Origin of the sequence: Caproiciproducens galactitolivorans (assembly GCF_026672255.1) — a bacterium.
GTDB classification, from domain to species: domain Bacteria; phylum Bacillota; class Clostridia; order Oscillospirales; family Acutalibacteraceae; genus Caproiciproducens; species Caproiciproducens galactitolivorans_A.
The window spans coordinates 59,985-76,033 of record NZ_JAPOHA010000013.1; the positions used below are offsets into that span (position 1 = coordinate 59,985).

The 16,049-nt window shown below is 48.7% G+C and carries 11 protein-coding genes, 2 tRNA genes and 3 rRNA genes; 4 read left to right on the top strand and 12 right to left on the bottom strand.

The annotated features are described in order from the left end of the window. Positions 1-643 precede the first annotated feature (643 nt). Positions 644-1,126: a hypothetical protein gene (locus OUY18_RS12050; protein WP_268059044.1), complete on the top strand. Its 483-nt coding sequence runs from the start codon at positions 644-646 to the stop codon at positions 1,124-1,126. Between the two features lie 187 nt (positions 1,127-1,313). On the opposite strand, the gene OUY18_RS12055 is transcribed toward OUY18_RS12050, so the two are convergent. Continuing rightward, a complete protein-coding gene (locus OUY18_RS12055; RefSeq protein WP_268059045.1) occupies positions 1,314-3,086 on the bottom strand; it encodes an amidohydrolase in 1,773 nt (590 codons plus the stop codon). Positions 3,087-3,412: 326 nt separating this feature from the next. Here OUY18_RS12055 and OUY18_RS12060 point away from each other — a divergent pair, with 326 nt between their 5' ends. Then, the gene (locus OUY18_RS12060; protein WP_268059046.1) at positions 3,413-4,234 is read left to right on the top strand and encodes a helix-turn-helix domain-containing protein; all 822 of its coding nucleotides are present in this window, start codon (positions 3,413-3,415) and stop codon (positions 4,232-4,234) included. A 156-nt stretch (positions 4,235-4,390) separates the two neighbouring features. Here OUY18_RS12060 and rpsI read toward each other — a convergent pair whose 3' ends face one another. Next, positions 4,391-4,792: a 30S ribosomal protein S9 gene (gene rpsI, locus OUY18_RS12065; RefSeq protein WP_268059047.1), complete on the bottom strand. Its 402-nt coding sequence runs from the start codon at positions 4,790-4,792 to the stop codon at positions 4,391-4,393. Between the two features lie 17 nt (positions 4,793-4,809). Next, positions 4,810-5,238, bottom strand: coding sequence for a 50S ribosomal protein L13 (rplM, locus tag OUY18_RS12070; RefSeq protein WP_268059048.1), 429 nt, complete (start codon positions 5,236-5,238; stop codon positions 4,810-4,812). A 333-nt stretch (positions 5,239-5,571) separates the two neighbouring features. On the opposite strand from rplM, the gene OUY18_RS12075 reads away from it, so the two are divergent. After that, on the top strand, positions 5,572-6,120 hold the full coding sequence (locus tag OUY18_RS12075) for a biotin transporter BioY (RefSeq protein WP_268059049.1): 549 nt from the start codon (positions 5,572-5,574) through the stop codon (positions 6,118-6,120). 273 nt (positions 6,121-6,393) lie between these two features. On the opposite strand, the gene OUY18_RS12080 is transcribed toward OUY18_RS12075, so the two are convergent. Both OUY18_RS12080 and OUY18_RS12085 read right to left on the bottom strand, forming a co-directional pair. Further along, positions 6,394-6,624 carry a helix-turn-helix domain-containing protein gene (locus OUY18_RS12080; RefSeq protein ID WP_268059050.1) on the bottom strand — a complete coding sequence of 77 codons (231 nt, stop codon included), beginning with the start codon at positions 6,622-6,624 and terminating at the stop codon, positions 6,394-6,396. A gap of 40 nt (positions 6,625-6,664) precedes the next feature. Continuing rightward, the gene (locus OUY18_RS12085) at positions 6,665-6,892 is read right to left on the bottom strand and encodes a helix-turn-helix domain-containing protein (protein WP_268059051.1); all 228 of its coding nucleotides are present in this window, start codon (positions 6,890-6,892) and stop codon (positions 6,665-6,667) included. A gap of 94 nt (positions 6,893-6,986) precedes the next feature. Here OUY18_RS12085 and OUY18_RS12090 point away from each other — a divergent pair, with 94 nt between their 5' ends. Continuing rightward, positions 6,987-7,145: a hypothetical protein gene (locus OUY18_RS12090; RefSeq protein WP_268059052.1), complete on the top strand. Its 159-nt coding sequence runs from the start codon at positions 6,987-6,989 to the stop codon at positions 7,143-7,145. A 42-nt stretch (positions 7,146-7,187) separates the two neighbouring features. Here the strand turns inward: OUY18_RS12090 and aroF are convergent, their stop codons facing one another. From aroF to OUY18_RS12125, 7 genes are all read right to left on the bottom strand, one after another. Further along, entirely contained in the window at positions 7,188-8,201 is a 1,014-nt protein-coding gene (gene aroF, locus OUY18_RS12095) for a 3-deoxy-7-phosphoheptulonate synthase (protein WP_268059053.1), read from the bottom strand. Positions 8,202-8,634: 433 nt separating this feature from the next. Continuing rightward, positions 8,635-8,751: ribosomal RNA gene (rrf, locus tag OUY18_RS12100) — 5S ribosomal RNA — on the bottom strand. A gap of 92 nt (positions 8,752-8,843) precedes the next feature. Further along, a complete protein-coding gene (locus OUY18_RS12105; RefSeq protein WP_268059054.1) occupies positions 8,844-9,338 on the bottom strand; it encodes a hypothetical protein in 495 nt (164 codons plus the stop codon). A gap of 761 nt (positions 9,339-10,099) precedes the next feature. Further along, positions 10,100-12,936, bottom strand: a 23S ribosomal RNA gene (locus tag OUY18_RS12110). Positions 12,937-13,412: 476 nt separating this feature from the next. Next, a tRNA-Ile gene (locus OUY18_RS12115) sits at positions 13,413-13,489 on the bottom strand. Between the two features lie 222 nt (positions 13,490-13,711). Further along, positions 13,712-13,787: transfer RNA gene (locus tag OUY18_RS12120), tRNA-Ala, on the bottom strand. Between the two features lie 544 nt (positions 13,788-14,331). After that, a 16S ribosomal RNA gene (locus OUY18_RS12125) occupies positions 14,332-15,956 on the bottom strand. The 16S, 23S and 5S rRNA genes sit together here with 2 tRNA genes alongside, the layout of an rRNA operon. Positions 15,957-16,049: the final 93 nt, after the last annotated feature.

The window sequence follows — 16,049 nt, forward strand, 5'->3', positions numbered from 1 at the left end:
TCTTCTTCCAAAATTTACTTTTTGCTGAGTCCTGTCGAACTTTGTTTCATCCGCAATTCAGGAAAACTCTGCCTTTTTTCCCTTTGAAAATATTTTTTCAGAGGGATTCCGCTTTTTATTCCGACAAGGCGGGATTTTTCCCGCAGAAACCGCCCTGCGGACATACTATATATAGTATAGAAAAGGGGCACTGAAAAGCGCGCGCAGAAAACCGAAAAAAATACCATATATAATGAAAAAGAAACCCCGTTTTCAGGAGGTTTCCAAAAGGGTTTTTGATTCCCGTCTGTTCTGCAAACGGTGAAGAAATTACACACTCTTTTATACCGAAAAACGCTCCCCCTTTTCCTAATGTTTTTTTATGGCCTGCCTTTTGCCGGTCACATAAATTTTATTGCATGAAAAGTCTTTCCATATATATATCATTTCCTCAATCATTATATAATAGTATAGAATTGGTTCGTACTCCCATGGAGAAACGGACGCCTGTTTTGAATTTACAAGGTAAATCGCCTTCAAAAATCCTTATAATTTTTAAAGAAAGGAAAATTTATTTTCTAAAAAGCATAATAATCTGCGCAGTTATTCCGATATAATATTATAGTTCTGACTTGGAACAAAATATTTGATAGGGTGTGTATTTATGAAGTATCACTTTTCCCTCCCTCAATTGCCCGATACCGCAATTGACGTGGAAAAATCTTATTGGTCGGGCAAAAAATCGGTTTGGGCAAACGGAAAAGCCTGTGCGCAGGCGGCGCACAGCAGCCGCAGAGCCCCCAAATTTATAATACCCGTACCGGACGGTACCGAAAAAGTTCTTGGCATTACGCCGTCGCCATTCTTCGACGACGGGTTAACCGTTTCTCTGGACGGAGCAACCATACCGATTACCGCGCCTTTAAAATGGTATGAGTACATCATGGGCTGTCTGCCTGTTTTTCTCGTTTTCATCGGAGGAGCGATCGGGGGGTTAATAGGCGGAATCGGCGCCTGCTGCAACTTTAAAATTGTAAGAGGCAGCCTAAGTATGCCTTTAAAAATTCTTGCCGCGCTTGGAGTGACCTTAATTGCAGCCGCTCTTTATTTTGTTTTTGCATTCCTTTTCATGAAAGTGGTGCATTAACGATCATACATTTTGAATATTCTTTTTATATACGATAAGTATAATATTTTTCTTGATTTTCCCCTAGCAAATCGAATTTCAGAAACATATATTATACGGATTGTAAATAATAGCTGTCAAAAAAGGCCCGCACCGTAACCGGTGCGAGCCTTTTTTAATTGTAAAAAATTATCTCTTGGAGAGCTGTTTATTTGGATTCTGCGTTTTTATATACGATACGGCCGTCAGAGATAGTGTACACGATCGGTGTATCAGAGATCTGCTTAGGATTACATTTGAGAATGTTCCGGCCGAGGACAACAAGGTCAGCACGCTTGCCGACTTCAACTGTGCCAATTTCCTTTTCCTCGAAGTTTTCATATGCAATATTCGTGGTGTAGGCTTTGAGCATTTGATAAGCGGTCAAACTCTGCTCCGGCCAGCGGTGCATATCTGTATCTTCCTCTCCGGGATATGGGCTGTTGCGTGTTACACCGACTTCGATTTCGTCAAGAACCTTGAAAGGGGAAACAGCGCCGTCGCTTGCGCCGGCAAGTACAATGCCTGCGTCAAGCATGTTCTTGGTCGGGTAGAAGGATAGAGCACGATCCTTGCCGACATATGCGGATTCGAGCTTATAGAAATCATCACCATACATCCAGAGGAACTGGAGTGCGGCCACGACCTTCAGCTTAGCCATCCTTTGGATATCGGCGTTTTTGATTTCGCAGACATGGGTGATCGTGTGGCGGGAATCGTGCTCGCCGTTAGCAGCCTGTGCCTTCTCATAGGCGGTAAGGGTCTCGTTGACAGCGCCGTCGCCGATCGCGTGGACGTGTACCTGAATACCGGCGGCGTCAAGAGCGGTGATCATGTTTTCATATTCTGCATTTTGCCAAATTGGTTCGCCCATCCAGTGATCGCCTTTTCCGGCAGCTTTCGTGTAGGGCTCGAGGAAAACTGCTGTACCGCCTTCGGTTACGCCGTCATAGAACAGCTTAACGGTTCCTGCCTTTACAAGACCGGTGTCTGTCGCCTTGAGGTTGTTAACCTTCTTGATCATATTCTCGGGCTTCTCGCCCGGATCGGCAATAGGAACAAGTCTTGTGCGAAGTGTCAGCTTGCCTTCGGCATCCATCTTTTTGATGACGTCGTAGCTGACCCTTTCCCCTATATCGGTGAAACCGGTAATACCATAGGAAGCACACTGTTCCTGAAATTTCTCCATAGCGCCGATCTGCTGCTCCTCGGAATACTGAACAGCAGGCATCTTGGCACTAACAAGATCCGCTGCGGTATCTGTCAGGTAACCTGTCACCTCACCGCTGGTATCTCTTGTGATCAGGCCGCCCTGAGGATTGGGCGTGTTCTTCGTGATTCCGGCCATCTCAAGTGCCTTGGAGTTGCACCAGATGGAGTGATGCGATGTATCCCATATATAAACAGGTTTGTCGGAGCAGATAGCGTCGAGGTCGGCTTTGCCGGGGCCGGGGTTGGAGCCGTCTGCCTTCTGATAGATGTTGAGCGAGAATCTTCCGCCCGTGTAGACTTCGAGTTCGGGATGAGCTTTTACGAATTTTTTAACAACATCGAGATACTCTTCGTTGGTTTTGCTGTCCGAGAGGCTGATTTCATACAGCTTCGTGAGCCATGCGCCGGGTCCGTGGAGATGACCGTCCATAAAGCCGGGGGTTACCATCTGTCCGGCAAGGTCAATGACCTCCGTTTTATCGCCGACAAACTTCTGAGCGCCCGCGTTGTCTCCGACGTAGATGATCTTGCCGCCTTTGACAGCGACAGCTTGTGCTGTGTCGTTTTCGTTGACCATGGTCTGAACTACGCCGTTTTTGAGCACGAGGTCTGCTCCGGTTGCTGCTTCGGCTGAAGGCGAAGTTGCCGTCTTGGGTGCTCCGCAGCCTGCAAACATTGTCGTAGCAAGCGTCAGCATCAACAGTTTTGCGAATATTCTGTTTTTCTTCATATTTCTCCCTTTCTTCAAACATATTTCCGGCAGACACATTATCCGCCGTTCCCTCTCCAGTATAAGAACCGCCCCTGATTTTTCAATAAATCAAACGGCTTATTTTCGCATAAACGGATGATTATTTTATCTAAACCGGATGTTTTATGCCATATGTAACGAACACTTGCGCTTTTGTACAGGAAATGTTATAGTAAATCACTAAGTGATTGTTACATTGTTGAGGTAAAAGGGTGTAAATTATGCAGTATTTCCTATTTTTTTATAATATATTTCTAATGTTTATATACGGCGTCTGTGCATTTGGTTTTTATCGGTTGTTTTTTGTGTCAAAGAACCGCGGCGAATTATGGACGGCTGTCCTTTTTCTACTGTATTTTTTTGATAATCTCCTCTTCGCGCTTATGGAGTTCGTTCCGGAGATTATTCCGCTGTTTGCCAAGTTCGATTTGATCTATCCCTATGTCAATCATATCGTCAAAATCGCTCTGATGCTTTCATACAGGATGATTATTCTTTACCTGTTCGGTTCGAAGCCGGAAAAAAACAAAAACACTGTCACCTGGGTCGTGGCCGCTGCACTCATCGTCCTTACCGGCTTTGCCGACATGCCGTGGGGAGATTTTGCTTACATGGCGACGGCTTTCCTCGCGGTCGTTCTGATCGTTATCAAAGCTTTCGCGCTCTACAGGCAGAAAGCCCGCGAGATGAAATCAATGAACCCGAAAATCGTGTTCTGGCTGCTGGCAGCGTGGTCGGTTTTTTATCTTGGTTGCTATATCACATGGTTTGCGGCGGTACTGCCCGGCGGGATGAGCACCCTTTCGCGCAATCTTAGCTCCGAGCTTCTCGGCGCTCTGTGCACCATTCTCGCAATCTACTATCTGTTTAAAGAAATGCGGCGCCCGCCTGAAAGGGCACTGTCCGACGAGGAAAAGATGGCTCTTTTCGTCAGTCACTATAATCTCACGCGCCGGGAGGCGGAGATATTGCTTATGCTCCTCGATGGCGACGATAACTTACTCATCAGCAAAAAGAGCTATATTTCCCCGAACACGGTCAAGGTTCACGTACATAACATCTATCAAAAGCTTGGCATACAGCGGCGGACCCAAATCGTAAAGCTTCTTCAGGATTTCAAAAAGTAGCAGACTGAACAGAGACCCACCGACAAGTCGGTGGTACTTCCGCAGCGCCAAAGGCGCAACCTGTTCCCCGCAACCCCTAAAGGGATATGGTGGTTTCGCATATACAACAAGAAAACCCTGTAACCATTGAGGTTACAGGGTTTTTTACTCGATAAATTATCTCTTGGAGAACTGCGGTGCGCGACGGGCAGCTTTGAGACCGTACTTTTTGCGCTCCTTCATTCTCGGGTCGCGGGTCAGGAACCCGGCCTTCTTCAAAGGAGAACGTAAATTCTCGGAATCATACTGGAGCAGCGCTCTTGCAATACCGTGGCGGATTGCACCGGCCTGGCCGGTAACGCCGCCGCCTGCAACGCGGCAGACAACATCAAATTTCTCGTTCGTAGCGGTCAGAACCAACGGCTGACGGACGATGAGCTTTAAGGTATCCAGTCCGAAGTAATCGTCGATATCTCTGTCGTTAATGGTAACCTTGCCGGTACCCTGATAAACTCTTACGCGGGCAACGGAGCTTTTTCTTCTTCCGGTTCCATAAAAATAAGGTGCTTTCTCGTACATTCTCTAGTCCTCCTCCCTTATCGATCCCAGACCTGCGGTTTTTGGGCTGCATGCTTATGCTCTGCGCCCTCGAACAAGCGAAGTCTGCCCATGGCCGCGCGGCCGATGGTATTGTCGGGGATCATGCCTTTCACGGCAAGCTCCATCGCTTTGCACGGCTTTTCAGCCATAAGGGTGTCGTAACGGACCGCTTTTAAATGGCCGATATACCCTGTGTGATGATAATAAAATTTCTTCTCCAGCTTTTTGCCGGTGAGAAGCGCATCTTTGCAGTTGATGATGATCACATGATCGCCGCAGTCAACGTGCGGAGCAAAGGTGACTTTGTGTTTTCCGCGGAGCAGCACGGCGGCCTGTTCGGCTACGCGGCCCAGCGGCTTGCCTGCTGCGTCGAGAACGTACCATTTACGCTCAACTTCGCCGGCTTTTGGCATATAGGTGGACATGGCTATACCTCCTGAATTTTGTTGGAATCTTATACAAAACCCTGCCCTTTTGGCAGGGCAGCCTTTCAAAAAAAAGTGCGCCGCAAACAGGCGCAACGGATTTGCATGTATGATCGTACCATATTCCGGCGGCTGTGTCAATAGCAAATCACGATTATTTTAATTTGCCTGCGGATATCTCTTGATTTCACGCGTTTTTGGCCTGTATCGCGCTGTCTCTGGCTCGCCATTTCACTTTTTCATTTTCATTGTCAACCATATATAAATAATTAGGTTGACAATTCAGATTCCCCTGCTATACTAAAAGTAAAAAACCGAAGGAGAATCTTCCTGATGAAAACCAAACAACTGACGGTCACCGCGCTTTTCACCACACTGACCATTGTTTTCGCGCAGCTCATTCTGCCCCTCTCGTTCACGCCGGTACCGCTTTCCCTGTCTCTGCTCCCGGTTTTTCTAGCGGGGGCGATTCTTCCGAAGCGGCTCGCCGTCTACTCCCAGCTCGCCTACCTTTTTCTGGGGATTGTCGGCCTGCCCGTGTTCGCCGGATGGAAAGGCGGCCCGGGCGTCGTTTTCGGCCCGACCGGCGGCTTTCTGGTTGCTTATCCTATTATGGCGTACGCAACAGCGAAAATACTGGAACGAATCAAAAAGAAAAACACCACCGCCTGCGTTCCCGCAATGCTGGCCGCGCTTCTCATCTGCTACCTTTTCGGCTCGCTGTTTTTCGCGGTTACCGGGAATGTCGGCTGGTTCAAATCGCTTTCGGCAACCGTTTTCCCGTTTGTCCTCTTCGATTGCCTCAAGGTTGCGGCCTGTGCTGTACTCACTCCGGCAATTAACAAAGCGTTAATTCAGTCGAAGTTATTCCCAATTGTATAGATATTGTCGAATGATTACACAACTATTTGGATAAAGTATATGATATTATCCCATTTGTATATCGTTTTTCCTTCTATTCCTTTTGGTACGTCTACGTCGCCGCCCCGCGAAGATTTTGTCATGTTGTCATATTTTGTCGCTATTATACCTCTAGTATAGCTGTGTATTTCTTATTTCTTCACCGGGTGCAGCTTTTTCCCTATCTTTTCACTCCGACTGATTCTATAAAATAATTCTTTCTCCTTCGGGCGATCCAAGAAAATACAAACAGTATTATACTTGCCGCTTTGCAGGATACGATTCTTTTCTATCTGTAAGCCCTAGAAGGTAATCCACGCTGGTACCATAGATTTGCGCTAAGCGAACAAGGATTTCCGGAGACATCGCGTTGACTCCGTTTTCATAGGCCGAATACGTTCTTTTATTGATAAAAAGCATGTCTGCGACTCGCTGCTGTGTCCAATCCCTATTTTCCCGTAAACTTCGAATTCTGGTATCAATCATCTTTCCGCTCCGACTGATTCTATAATATATACAAACAGTATTACACTTGCCGTTTTGCAGGATACGGTTCTTTTACATCCGTAAGCCCCAAAAGATAGTCCACACTGGTACCGTAATATTTTGCGATTGCAATCAGGATTCCTGTGGGAATGTCGTTTTCCCCTGTTTCATATTTTGAATATCCGGTTTGTGACATCCCTATGATTTGCGCGAACTCCTTCTGGGATAAATCCCGATCTTCTCTTAATTCCCGAATTTTAACATACATACCCCATCACCTCTAAAATAAGTTTAAGTTAATCTATTTTAGAGTATTGTATTTTAACCTGTTTCAGGTTAAAATACAATTGGAGGTGCAAAGTATGAAAGGATATAAGGAAATGTATTTTACATTATTTAATAGGATAACCGACGTTATCCGGGAACTGGAAGCGATTCAATCGGAATCGGAGGAAGCTTTTCTTTCACAGGACCCCGAACAGAATATCCTGCAAATACATAGGAAAGAAAAACACGAATGAAACCATAAAAGGCGGCTGCAAAAAAAACAGCCGCCTTTCTATTTATATTTCGCGGCCGACGACCTGCGCCAGCGCGCCAACCTTTTTCATTAGCTGTGCATAGGCTTCCGGGGTAAGCTGCTGCGCCGCGTCGCTCATTGCGGCCTTCGGGTTCGGATGCACTTCGATGATCAGTCCGTCCGCGCCCGCGGCAATCCCCGCAAGCGAAAGGGCGGTAATGTATTTCGACTTCCCCGCCGCATGGGAGGGGTCGATGATAATCGGCAGGCTGCTCCGCTCTTTCACGACCGGAACCGCGGAAACATCCAGCGTATTGCGCGTAGCGGTTTCAAAGGTGCGGATTCCGCGCTCGCAGAGCACGACATTGTAGTTGCCCTCGCTCATAATGTATTCCGCCGCGTCGAGCCATTCCTCAATAGTGGAGGAAATCCCCCGTTTCAGAAGCACCGGGATTTTTGAGCGCCCAACTTCCCGCAGGAGGCGGAAGTTCTGCATGTTGCGCGCGCCGATCTGAAGCATATCGCAGTATTTTCCGGCGGTGTCGATCTGGTCGTGCGCCACCACCTCGCTGATTACCTTCAAGCCGTTGGCATCGGCGGCTCTGCGCATCATTTTAAGGCCTTCCTCTTCCAGTCCCTGGAACGAATAGGGGGAAGTCCGCGGCTTGTATGCGCCGCCGCGAAGGAACTGCGCGCCCCCGGCTTTTACGCCCAGCGCCGCTTTCATGATCTGCTCCTCGTTTTCCACCGCGCAGGGGCCGGCCATCATAATCAGTTTTTTCTCCCCGATTTTCAGATCGCCGACCTCTACCACGCGCCCGTCCGGGCACATTTCATGGCTGGCGAGCTTATAGGGATGCATAATCGGAACGCATTTTTCAACGCCTTCCATCAACTCAAAATCAAAATCGCCCAGCTTTGTCTTGTCGCCCAAAACCCCGACGATCGTCGCCTGCGATCCGGTGGAAAGGTTCGCGCCTAAGCCGTGCTCCTTCAGAACCTCAACGATTTTCTCCACATCCTGCTGCGTGGAGTTCTTTTTCATTACGATAATCATGCCATCTATCCCATTTCCCTGTTACAGGAATCCTTCCTTCAATCACTTTATTTACTTTATGCTTTAAATTACTAAATATAGTAACATGAACATTTTGAAATTGCAAGTATCCGCGCGGCTTATAAAGCATACTTTCAAAAATCCTGCCGTGCGAAGCCATCTTACGTCAGCATCAGGAGTATTCCTGCCATACAAGGCTGCGGCCCGCCCTTCCGTATACTTTCCCGCCCGCCACCCCGTTTTTTTCGCACTGATAAGTCCGGTCCCTATCGGCCGACAATTGTGCAAAAGGAGAACGGAGCGATTAGGGACAACAATGAGGTTTTTTGAGAAAAACCATCTGCAAAATTCCAACGCTTTATCCTCACAAAACCGAATCCGAAAAGCCTCAAAAGCAAAAAAACAGCCACCCTATTGGGTGACTGCTTTAAGATGTTGGCACTTTCCTATTGTTCCGGGCCGTTGCCAGCCAAGTATCTTCGGCATCGATGAGCTTAACTTCCGTGTTCGGGATGGGAACGGGTGGACCCTCATCATCATCAGCACCAACTATTGTCTCTCTCGTGACGACTTGATTATAATACCACGAATGCCGACAAAATGCAAGAGTTTTTTTGAAATCTTTAGTTTTTTATTTATTATTTAATAAAAGGTGCCGCCTGCAACGGAAGCAATGCTGGCAATAAGGCTAACAGCACAGATAATTCCCGCAATAACAACAAATGCAATCAGGAAAGCTGCAACAATCAAGAGCACCTTCGCGCGATGTGCCTGCCGGAGGGCATACGGGTTTGCATAAGGCGGCACATTCGGCGCGCCGCACCGCGGGCAGTTGGAGTCCATTGCGAAATGGCGAAGGCCGCAGTTGCTGCACATCGTATATTGCCTTCCCGAATTGCGGATGCAAAGGTAGATAATGCCCGGAATCAAGCCAAAAAACCCAATCAAAAGCCCCCACATGACCGCGTCGGGGTTCCCTTTTGCGCAGGCGTCGTTATAGGCGGCAAGGCCGATTAAAACTCTTTCTGCTATCGCAACCAGCCCGATGATGGAAAGCAAAAAAACGATGCCGGCCCCGGAAACAATCATAGAACCCATGCCTGTTGTGTAAAAATGTTGAAATAATAAACTTGTCATACCGGTTTCTCCTCATTAAAATTGATTAACTATTACAATATATAGAGAAAGGGGAAAAATGTCAATTGTTTCTGAATTCAGTAATAAGTATCTGCCTTTGCAAAACTCATTTAGTATGGCCGTATATTCATTTATATTAACCATCATGAAAATTTTTTCGCTGAAACTGCAAATTATACTCCTTGTAAAGCCGGAAGTTTCCTCTGCGGGCAAAGCTCTGTTTTACCGGCTGTGTAAGGCACTTAGAGCATTTTAACACTTACAGCGACGCTTCTCACACCCACCCCGCCCATTTCATCAAAACCGTCTATTTGCTCTGAAATGAAAAAGGGAAGAGTTCCGGGGTATGCTGAATTCTCATGTTCTCACTCACCGCTAAAGCTTTTTTGAATCCCCATCTGCCGCTTGGGTGTTTTTGCACTATGATCAAAACCACGTGTTAAACACACGATATGCATAAGCCCTAGAAGGGCACCGGCGCACGTCTCAAAACACATTGCTACCCTACAGTCCCGTGAACAGACCAATTTTTATAAACTTGGTATATTGGGCGGGAAGCAATCGATTGTCTGTTCCTTCGCTTTGCCGCGAAAGTACGAAACAGGCTATAAGCCTTCCTTCGCATCGCCAGAACGGATGGTTTTTGCGCTAAATCCATAAACAAAAAAACCTGTCCGATTGGGCAGGTTTTTCTTTTGTACACTGAAAACTGAATAAAGGAAATGAAGCAGGAATGAGAAATGAGGGAGACCAAGAAAAATATGGTCAAGCCCTCGGCCTATTAGTACTGCCAAGCTGAACACGTTACCGTGCTTACACACGCAGCCTATCAACCTTGTAGTCTTCAAGGGGCCTTACTAGCTTACGCTATGGGATATCTAATCTTGGAGTCGGCTTCACGCTTAGATGCTTTCAGCGTTTATCCGATCCGCACATAGTTGCCCAGCTGTGCCATTGGCATGACAACTGGTGCGCCAGAGGTGCGTCCATCCCGGTCCTCTCGTACTAAGGACAGCTCTCCGCAAATATCCTGCGCCCACGACAGATAGGGACCGAACTGTCTCACGACGTTCTGAACCCAGCTCGCGTACCACTTTAATCGGCGAACAGCCGAACCCTTGGGACCGAATACAGCCCCAGGATGTGATGAGCCGACATCGAGGTGCCAAACCTCCCCGTCGATGTGGACTCTTGGGGGAGATCAGCCTGTTATCCCCAGGGTAGCTTTTATCCGTTGAGCGACGGCAATTCCACTCTCATACCGCCGGATCACTAACTCCAACTTTCGTTACTGCTCGGGCCGTCACCCTCGCAGTTAGGCCAGCTTACGCGTTTACACTCAAAGGCACGGTTTCCGTCCGTGCTGAGCTGACCTTTGAGCGCCTCCGTTACTCTTTTGGAGGCGACCGCCCCAGTCAAACTGCCCGTCTAACAATGTCCCCCGGCCGGATTCACGGCCGCAGGTTAGAATTTCAGCAACTTAAGAGTGGTATCCCAACATTGACTCCGCCGCGGCTGGCGCCACGGTTTCCAAGTCTCCCACCTATCCTGTACATAAATTACCGAAACCCAATATTAAACTGCAGTAAAGCTCCATGGGGTCTTTCCGTCTTGTCGCGGGTAACCGGCATCTTCACCGGTACTACAATTTCGCCGGGCGGGTAATTGAGACAGTGCCCAGATCGTTACACCATTCGTGCGGGTCGGAACTTACCCGACAAGGAATTTCGCTACCTTAGGACCGTTATAGTTACGGCCGCCGTTTACTGGGGCTTCAATTCAAAGCTTGCACTTCTCCTCTTAACCTTCCAGCACCGGGCAGGTGTCAGCCCCTATACTTCATCTTACGATTTGGCAGAGACCTGTGTTTTTGCTAAACAGTCGCCTGGGCCTATTCTCTGCGGCCACATCGCTGTGGCACCCCTTTTCCCTAAGTTACGGGGTCAATTTGCCGAGTTCCTTAACTACCCTTCTCCCGTTGGCCTTGGAATCCTCTTCCTGTCTACCTGTGTCGGTTTGCGGTACGGGCGCCGAAGATATACATAAGACTTTTCTCGCCCTGAGCTAAGCATACTTCCCTACTCTAATTTCGGTCCCTTACGCCCGGGTCTACCATCGCCCGGGTTATGCCCTTTTCAGGTGTCCTCTTACTTAAATCTTTTGGCGGCTACGGAATTTCCACCGTATGTGCATCGGCTACGCTTCTCAGCCTCACCTTAGCTCCCGGCTTACTTGGAGCGGACGAACCTTCCTCCAAAAACCTTAGACTTTCGGCCAATATGATTCTCACACATTTCGCGCTACTCATTCCGGCATTCTCACTTGAATAAAGTCCACCAGCGCTTCCGCTCTGACTTCTTCCCTTATTCAACGCTCTCCTACCATAGTACTAAAAGTACCATCCCAAGCTTCGGTATATGATTTAGCCCCGTTAAATTTTCGGCGCAGGGTCACTCGACCAGTGAGCTATTACGCACTCTTTTAATGAGTGGCTGCTTCTAAGCCAACATCCTGGTTGTCTGTGCAACCCCACATCCTTTTCCACTTAACCATATTTTGGGACCTTAGCTGTGGGTCTGGGCTGTTTCCCTTTTGACAACGAAACTTATCTCACGCTGTCTGACTCCCGTACATCAATTATCCGGCATTCTGAGTTTGATAGGTTTCAGTAGCCTTTCGGCCCCTAGACCATTCAGTGCTTTACCTCCGGTAATCTAATACGAGGCTAGCCCTAAAGCTATTTCGGAGAGAACCAGCTATCTCCGGGTTCGATTGGAATTTCTCCGCTACCCACACCTCATCCGCTACCATTTCAACGGGAGTCGGTTCGGTCCTCCATGGGGTTTTACCCCCACTTCAACCTGGACATGGGTAGGTCACCCGGTTTCGGGTCGAATACAACTGACTTCATGCGCCCTATTCAGACTTGGTTTCCCTGCGGCTCCATCCCTTAAGGACTTAACCTTGCCAGTTACATTCACTCGCCGGACCATTCTACAAAAGGTACCCGATCACCCATTGACGGGCTCTCGGTGCTTGTAAGCACAAGGTTTCAGGTTCTTTTTCACTCCCCTTCCGGGGTCCTTTTCACCTTTCCTTCACAGTACTCTTCACTATCGGTCACTGGGTAGTATTTAGGCTTGGAGGGTGGTCCCCCCATATTCCCACCGGGTTTCACGTGTCCGGCGGTACTCTGGATACAGCTAATCGCTTTCCTTTTTCGCATACGTGACTTTCACACTGTTTTGTTGGCCTTCCCATGCCATTCTGCTAAATTTCAGCGTATATATTGCTGTCCGAACCCCGAAGGTATTGCTACCCTCGGTTTGGCCTCTTCCGCGTTCGCTCGCCACTACTAGCGGAATCTCAATTGATGTCTCTTCCTCGCCCTACTTAGATGTTTCAGTTCAGGCGGTTCCCCTCGCACACCTATGAATTCAGTGTACGATGACTGGACATGACTCCAGCCGGATTGCTCCATTCGGAAATCTATGGATCAATGCCCACTTACGGCTCCCCATAGCTTATCGCAGTTAGTCGCGTCCTTCGTCGGCTCCCAGTGCCAAGGCATTCCCCTTGCGCTCTTTGTAGCTTGACCATGTGTTCTTTTCTTGGTTCTTCTTTGAAAATTGTAGATTTAATCTAAAAATAACAAGTTATTTCTCGCTTTATCTGCTTCTTCTTTATTCAGTTTTCAATGTACACGGTCGCAGACCGTTTCGTCGCGGGACAACTCACAGATTTAAAAACCTGTTCTGTCGCGGATTCTACATTCTGTCAACCTTAACACACAACACTTTTCATCCATCGAAATGAATTCGAAATATCATATGTATTTTTGAGGGTTTCGGGAGTATTTACATACTGTCCCGCCACACCAAGGTTCTTTCCTCACCGTTCTCACGGCGGGCCTTTGCCTCGGGTGCTACCCGTGGTGGGCTTAAGTGGACTCGAACCNGCAAAATATTATATGTATTTTTGAGGGCTTCGGGAGTATTTTCATACTGTCCCGCCACACCAAGGTTCTTTCCTCACCATTTCTCAATGGCGGGCCTTTGCCTCGGGTGCTACCCGTGGTGGGCTTAAGTGGACTCGAACCACCGACCTCACGCTTATCAGGCGTGCGCTCTAACCGGCTGAGCTATAAGCCCATATATCTGGCTAGAGGCTATCCGGTTATTCTTGTGCCCAGATAGCCACACACGCAGTGTGTTTTCGTCACGCTGCAGCTTTCCGTAATTTCTTACTTCCAGCACGCGTTCCTATTCACGCTCCCGCGTTTTTTCGCAAACTTCCTCTGCAGTCCTTTCCGCGTGCGCTAAACCAACGTTTCCATCAGTCTTACCCGTGAATTGACTGCGGACTCGGTCCGCTGGTGGAGATTAACGGGATCGAACCGTTGACCTCCTGCTTGCAAAGCAGGCGCTCTCCCAGCTGAGCTAAACCCCCATATAAAAGGCAGCGTCACTCAGGTGTTCTACCCTTGTTTCCACTTTCTGAAGACTTCCTTACAGCACCACAGGGAGCCGGTACTTTCCGTCCCGCCTCTCTCAGGGCACTGCCCGGGGCCTTCAAAATTAAACAACGATTCGAATTANAACCGTTGACCTCCTGCTTGCAAAGCAGGCGCTCTCCCAGCTGAGCTAAACCCCCATATAAAAGGCAGCGTCACTCAGGTGTTCTACCCTTGTTTCCACTTTTCTGAAGACTTCTTTTGCTTCGCTTTCGCTTCCCGGGAGCCGGTTTTTACCGTCCCGCGACGCTAAGACACTTTTCTGCGGACTGCTGTCCGCGGGCCGTGCCTCTAAGCTCAGCTTAGGGCCTTCAAAATTAAACAACGATTCGAATTATCTCTTCCGTAACTGACCTTGGATGTTAGACCATCTTATTCAGCTGGTCATGTCTCCATAGAAAGGAGGTGATCCAGCCGCACCTTCCGATACNTGACCTTGGATGTTAGACCAGTTTGTTTCGCCTGATCATGTCTCCATAGAAAGGAGGTGATCCAGCCGCACCTTCCGATACGGCTACCTTGTTACGACTTCACCCCAGTCGCCAATCCTACCTTCGGCAGCGCCTTCCTTGCGGTTGGGCTACTGACTTCGGGTATTACCGGCTCCCATGGTGTGACGGGCGGTGTGTACAAGGCCCGGGAACGTATTCACCGCGGCATGATGATCCGCGATTACTAGCAATTCCAACTTCACGCAGGCGGGTTGCAGCCTGCGATCCGAACTGAGACTGTTTTTAGGGTTTTGCTCCACCTCGCGGTCTNNNATGATCCGCGATTACTAGCAATTCCAACTTCACGCAGGCGGGTTGCAGCCTGCGATCCGAACTGAGACTGTTTTTAGGGTTTTGCTCCACCTCGCGGTCTTGCTTCCCTCTGTTAACAGCCATTGTAGTACGTGTGTAGCCCAGGTCATAAAGGGCATGATGATTTGACGTCGTCCCCACCTTCCTCCGTTTTGTCAACGGCAGTCTGATTAGAGTGCTCTTGCGTAGCAACTAATCACAAGGGTTGCGCTCGTTGCGGGACTTAACCCAACATCTCACGACACGAGCTGACGACAACCATGCACCACCTGTCTCAACTTTCCCCGAAGGGCACCTGATGCATCTCTGCTTCGTTAGTTGGATGTCAAGACCTGGTAAGGTTCTTCGCGTTGCTTCGAATTAAACCACATACTCCACTGCTTGTGCGGGCCCCCGTCAATTCCTTTGAGTTTCAACCTTGCGGCCGTACTCCCCAGGTGGATTACTTATTGTGTTAACTCCGGCACGGAAGGGGTCAGACCCCCCACACCTAGTAATCATCGTTTACGGCATGGACTACCAGGGTATCTAATCCTGTTTGCTACCCATGCTTTCGTGCCTCAGCGTCAGTTAAAGCCCAGTAAGCCGCCTTCGCCACTGGTGTTCCTCCCGATCTCTACGCATTTCACCGCTACACCGGGAATTCCGCCTACCTCTACTTCACTCAAGCCCCACAGTTTCAAACGCAGTCCATGGGTTAAGCCCATGGTTTTCACGCCTGACTTGCAGAGCCGCCTACGCACCCTTTACACCCAGTAAATCCGGACAACGCTTGCTCCCTACGTATTACCGCGGCTGCTGGCACGTAGTTAGCCGGAGCTTCCTCCTTGGCTACCGTCATTTCTTTCTTCACCAAGGACAGAGGTTTACAATCCGAAAACCTTCTTCCCTCACGCGGCGTTGCTGCATCAGAGTTTCCTCCATTGTGCAATATCCCCCACTGCTGCCTCCCGTAGGAGTCTGGGCCGTGTCTCAGTCCCAATGTGGCCGTTCAACCTCTCAGTCCGGCTACCGATCGTCGCCTTGGTGGGCTTTTATCTCACCAACTAGCTAATCGGACGCGAGTCCATCTTTCAGCGGATTGCTCCTTTGATTTCAAAGCCATGTGACTCCGAAATGTCATGCGGTATTAGCGTCCGTTTCCAGACGTTATCCCCCTCTGAAAGGCAGGTTACTCACGCGTTACTCACCCGTCCGCCACTAAACTATCTCTAAGCAAGCTCAAAAATAGTTCCGTTCGACTTGCATGTGTTAGGCACGCCGCCAGCGTTCGTCCTGAGCCAGGATCAAACTCTCTAAAATATTGTATATAATCGCCTCACGGCGTTTATATCAAACATTCAGAGTTTTGTCAGCTCTAAATACGATACACTAACGTGTATTTCGTTGTCTTTT

Coding starts and splice junctions, on each gene's coding strand:
- OUY18_RS12050 (WP_268059044.1), top strand. CDS start 644: ATGAAGTATCACTTTTCCCTCCCTCAATTGCCCGATACCGCAATTGAC.
- OUY18_RS12055 (WP_268059045.1), bottom strand. CDS start 3,086: ATGAAGAAAAACAGAATATTCGCAAAACTGTTGATGCTGACGCTTGCT.
- rpsI (WP_268059047.1), bottom strand. CDS start 4,792: ATGTACGAGAAAGCACCTTATTTTTATGGAACCGGAAGAAGAAAAAGC.
- rplM (WP_268059048.1), bottom strand. CDS start 5,238: ATGTCCACCTATATGCCAAAAGCCGGCGAAGTTGAGCGTAAATGGTAC.
- OUY18_RS12075 (WP_268059049.1), top strand. CDS start 5,572: ATGAAAACCAAACAACTGACGGTCACCGCGCTTTTCACCACACTGACC.
- OUY18_RS12080 (WP_268059050.1), bottom strand. CDS start 6,624: ATGATTGATACCAGAATTCGAAGTTTACGGGAAAATAGGGATTGGACA.
- OUY18_RS12085 (WP_268059051.1), bottom strand. CDS start 6,892: ATGTATGTTAAAATTCGGGAATTAAGAGAAGATCGGGATTTATCCCAG.
- OUY18_RS12090 (WP_268059052.1), top strand. CDS start 6,987: ATGAAAGGATATAAGGAAATGTATTTTACATTATTTAATAGGATAACC.
- aroF (WP_268059053.1), bottom strand. CDS start 8,201: ATGATTATCGTAATGAAAAAGAACTCCACGCAGCAGGATGTGGAGAAA.
- OUY18_RS12105 (WP_268059054.1), bottom strand. CDS start 9,338: ATGACAAGTTTATTATTTCAACATTTTTACACAACAGGCATGGGTTCT.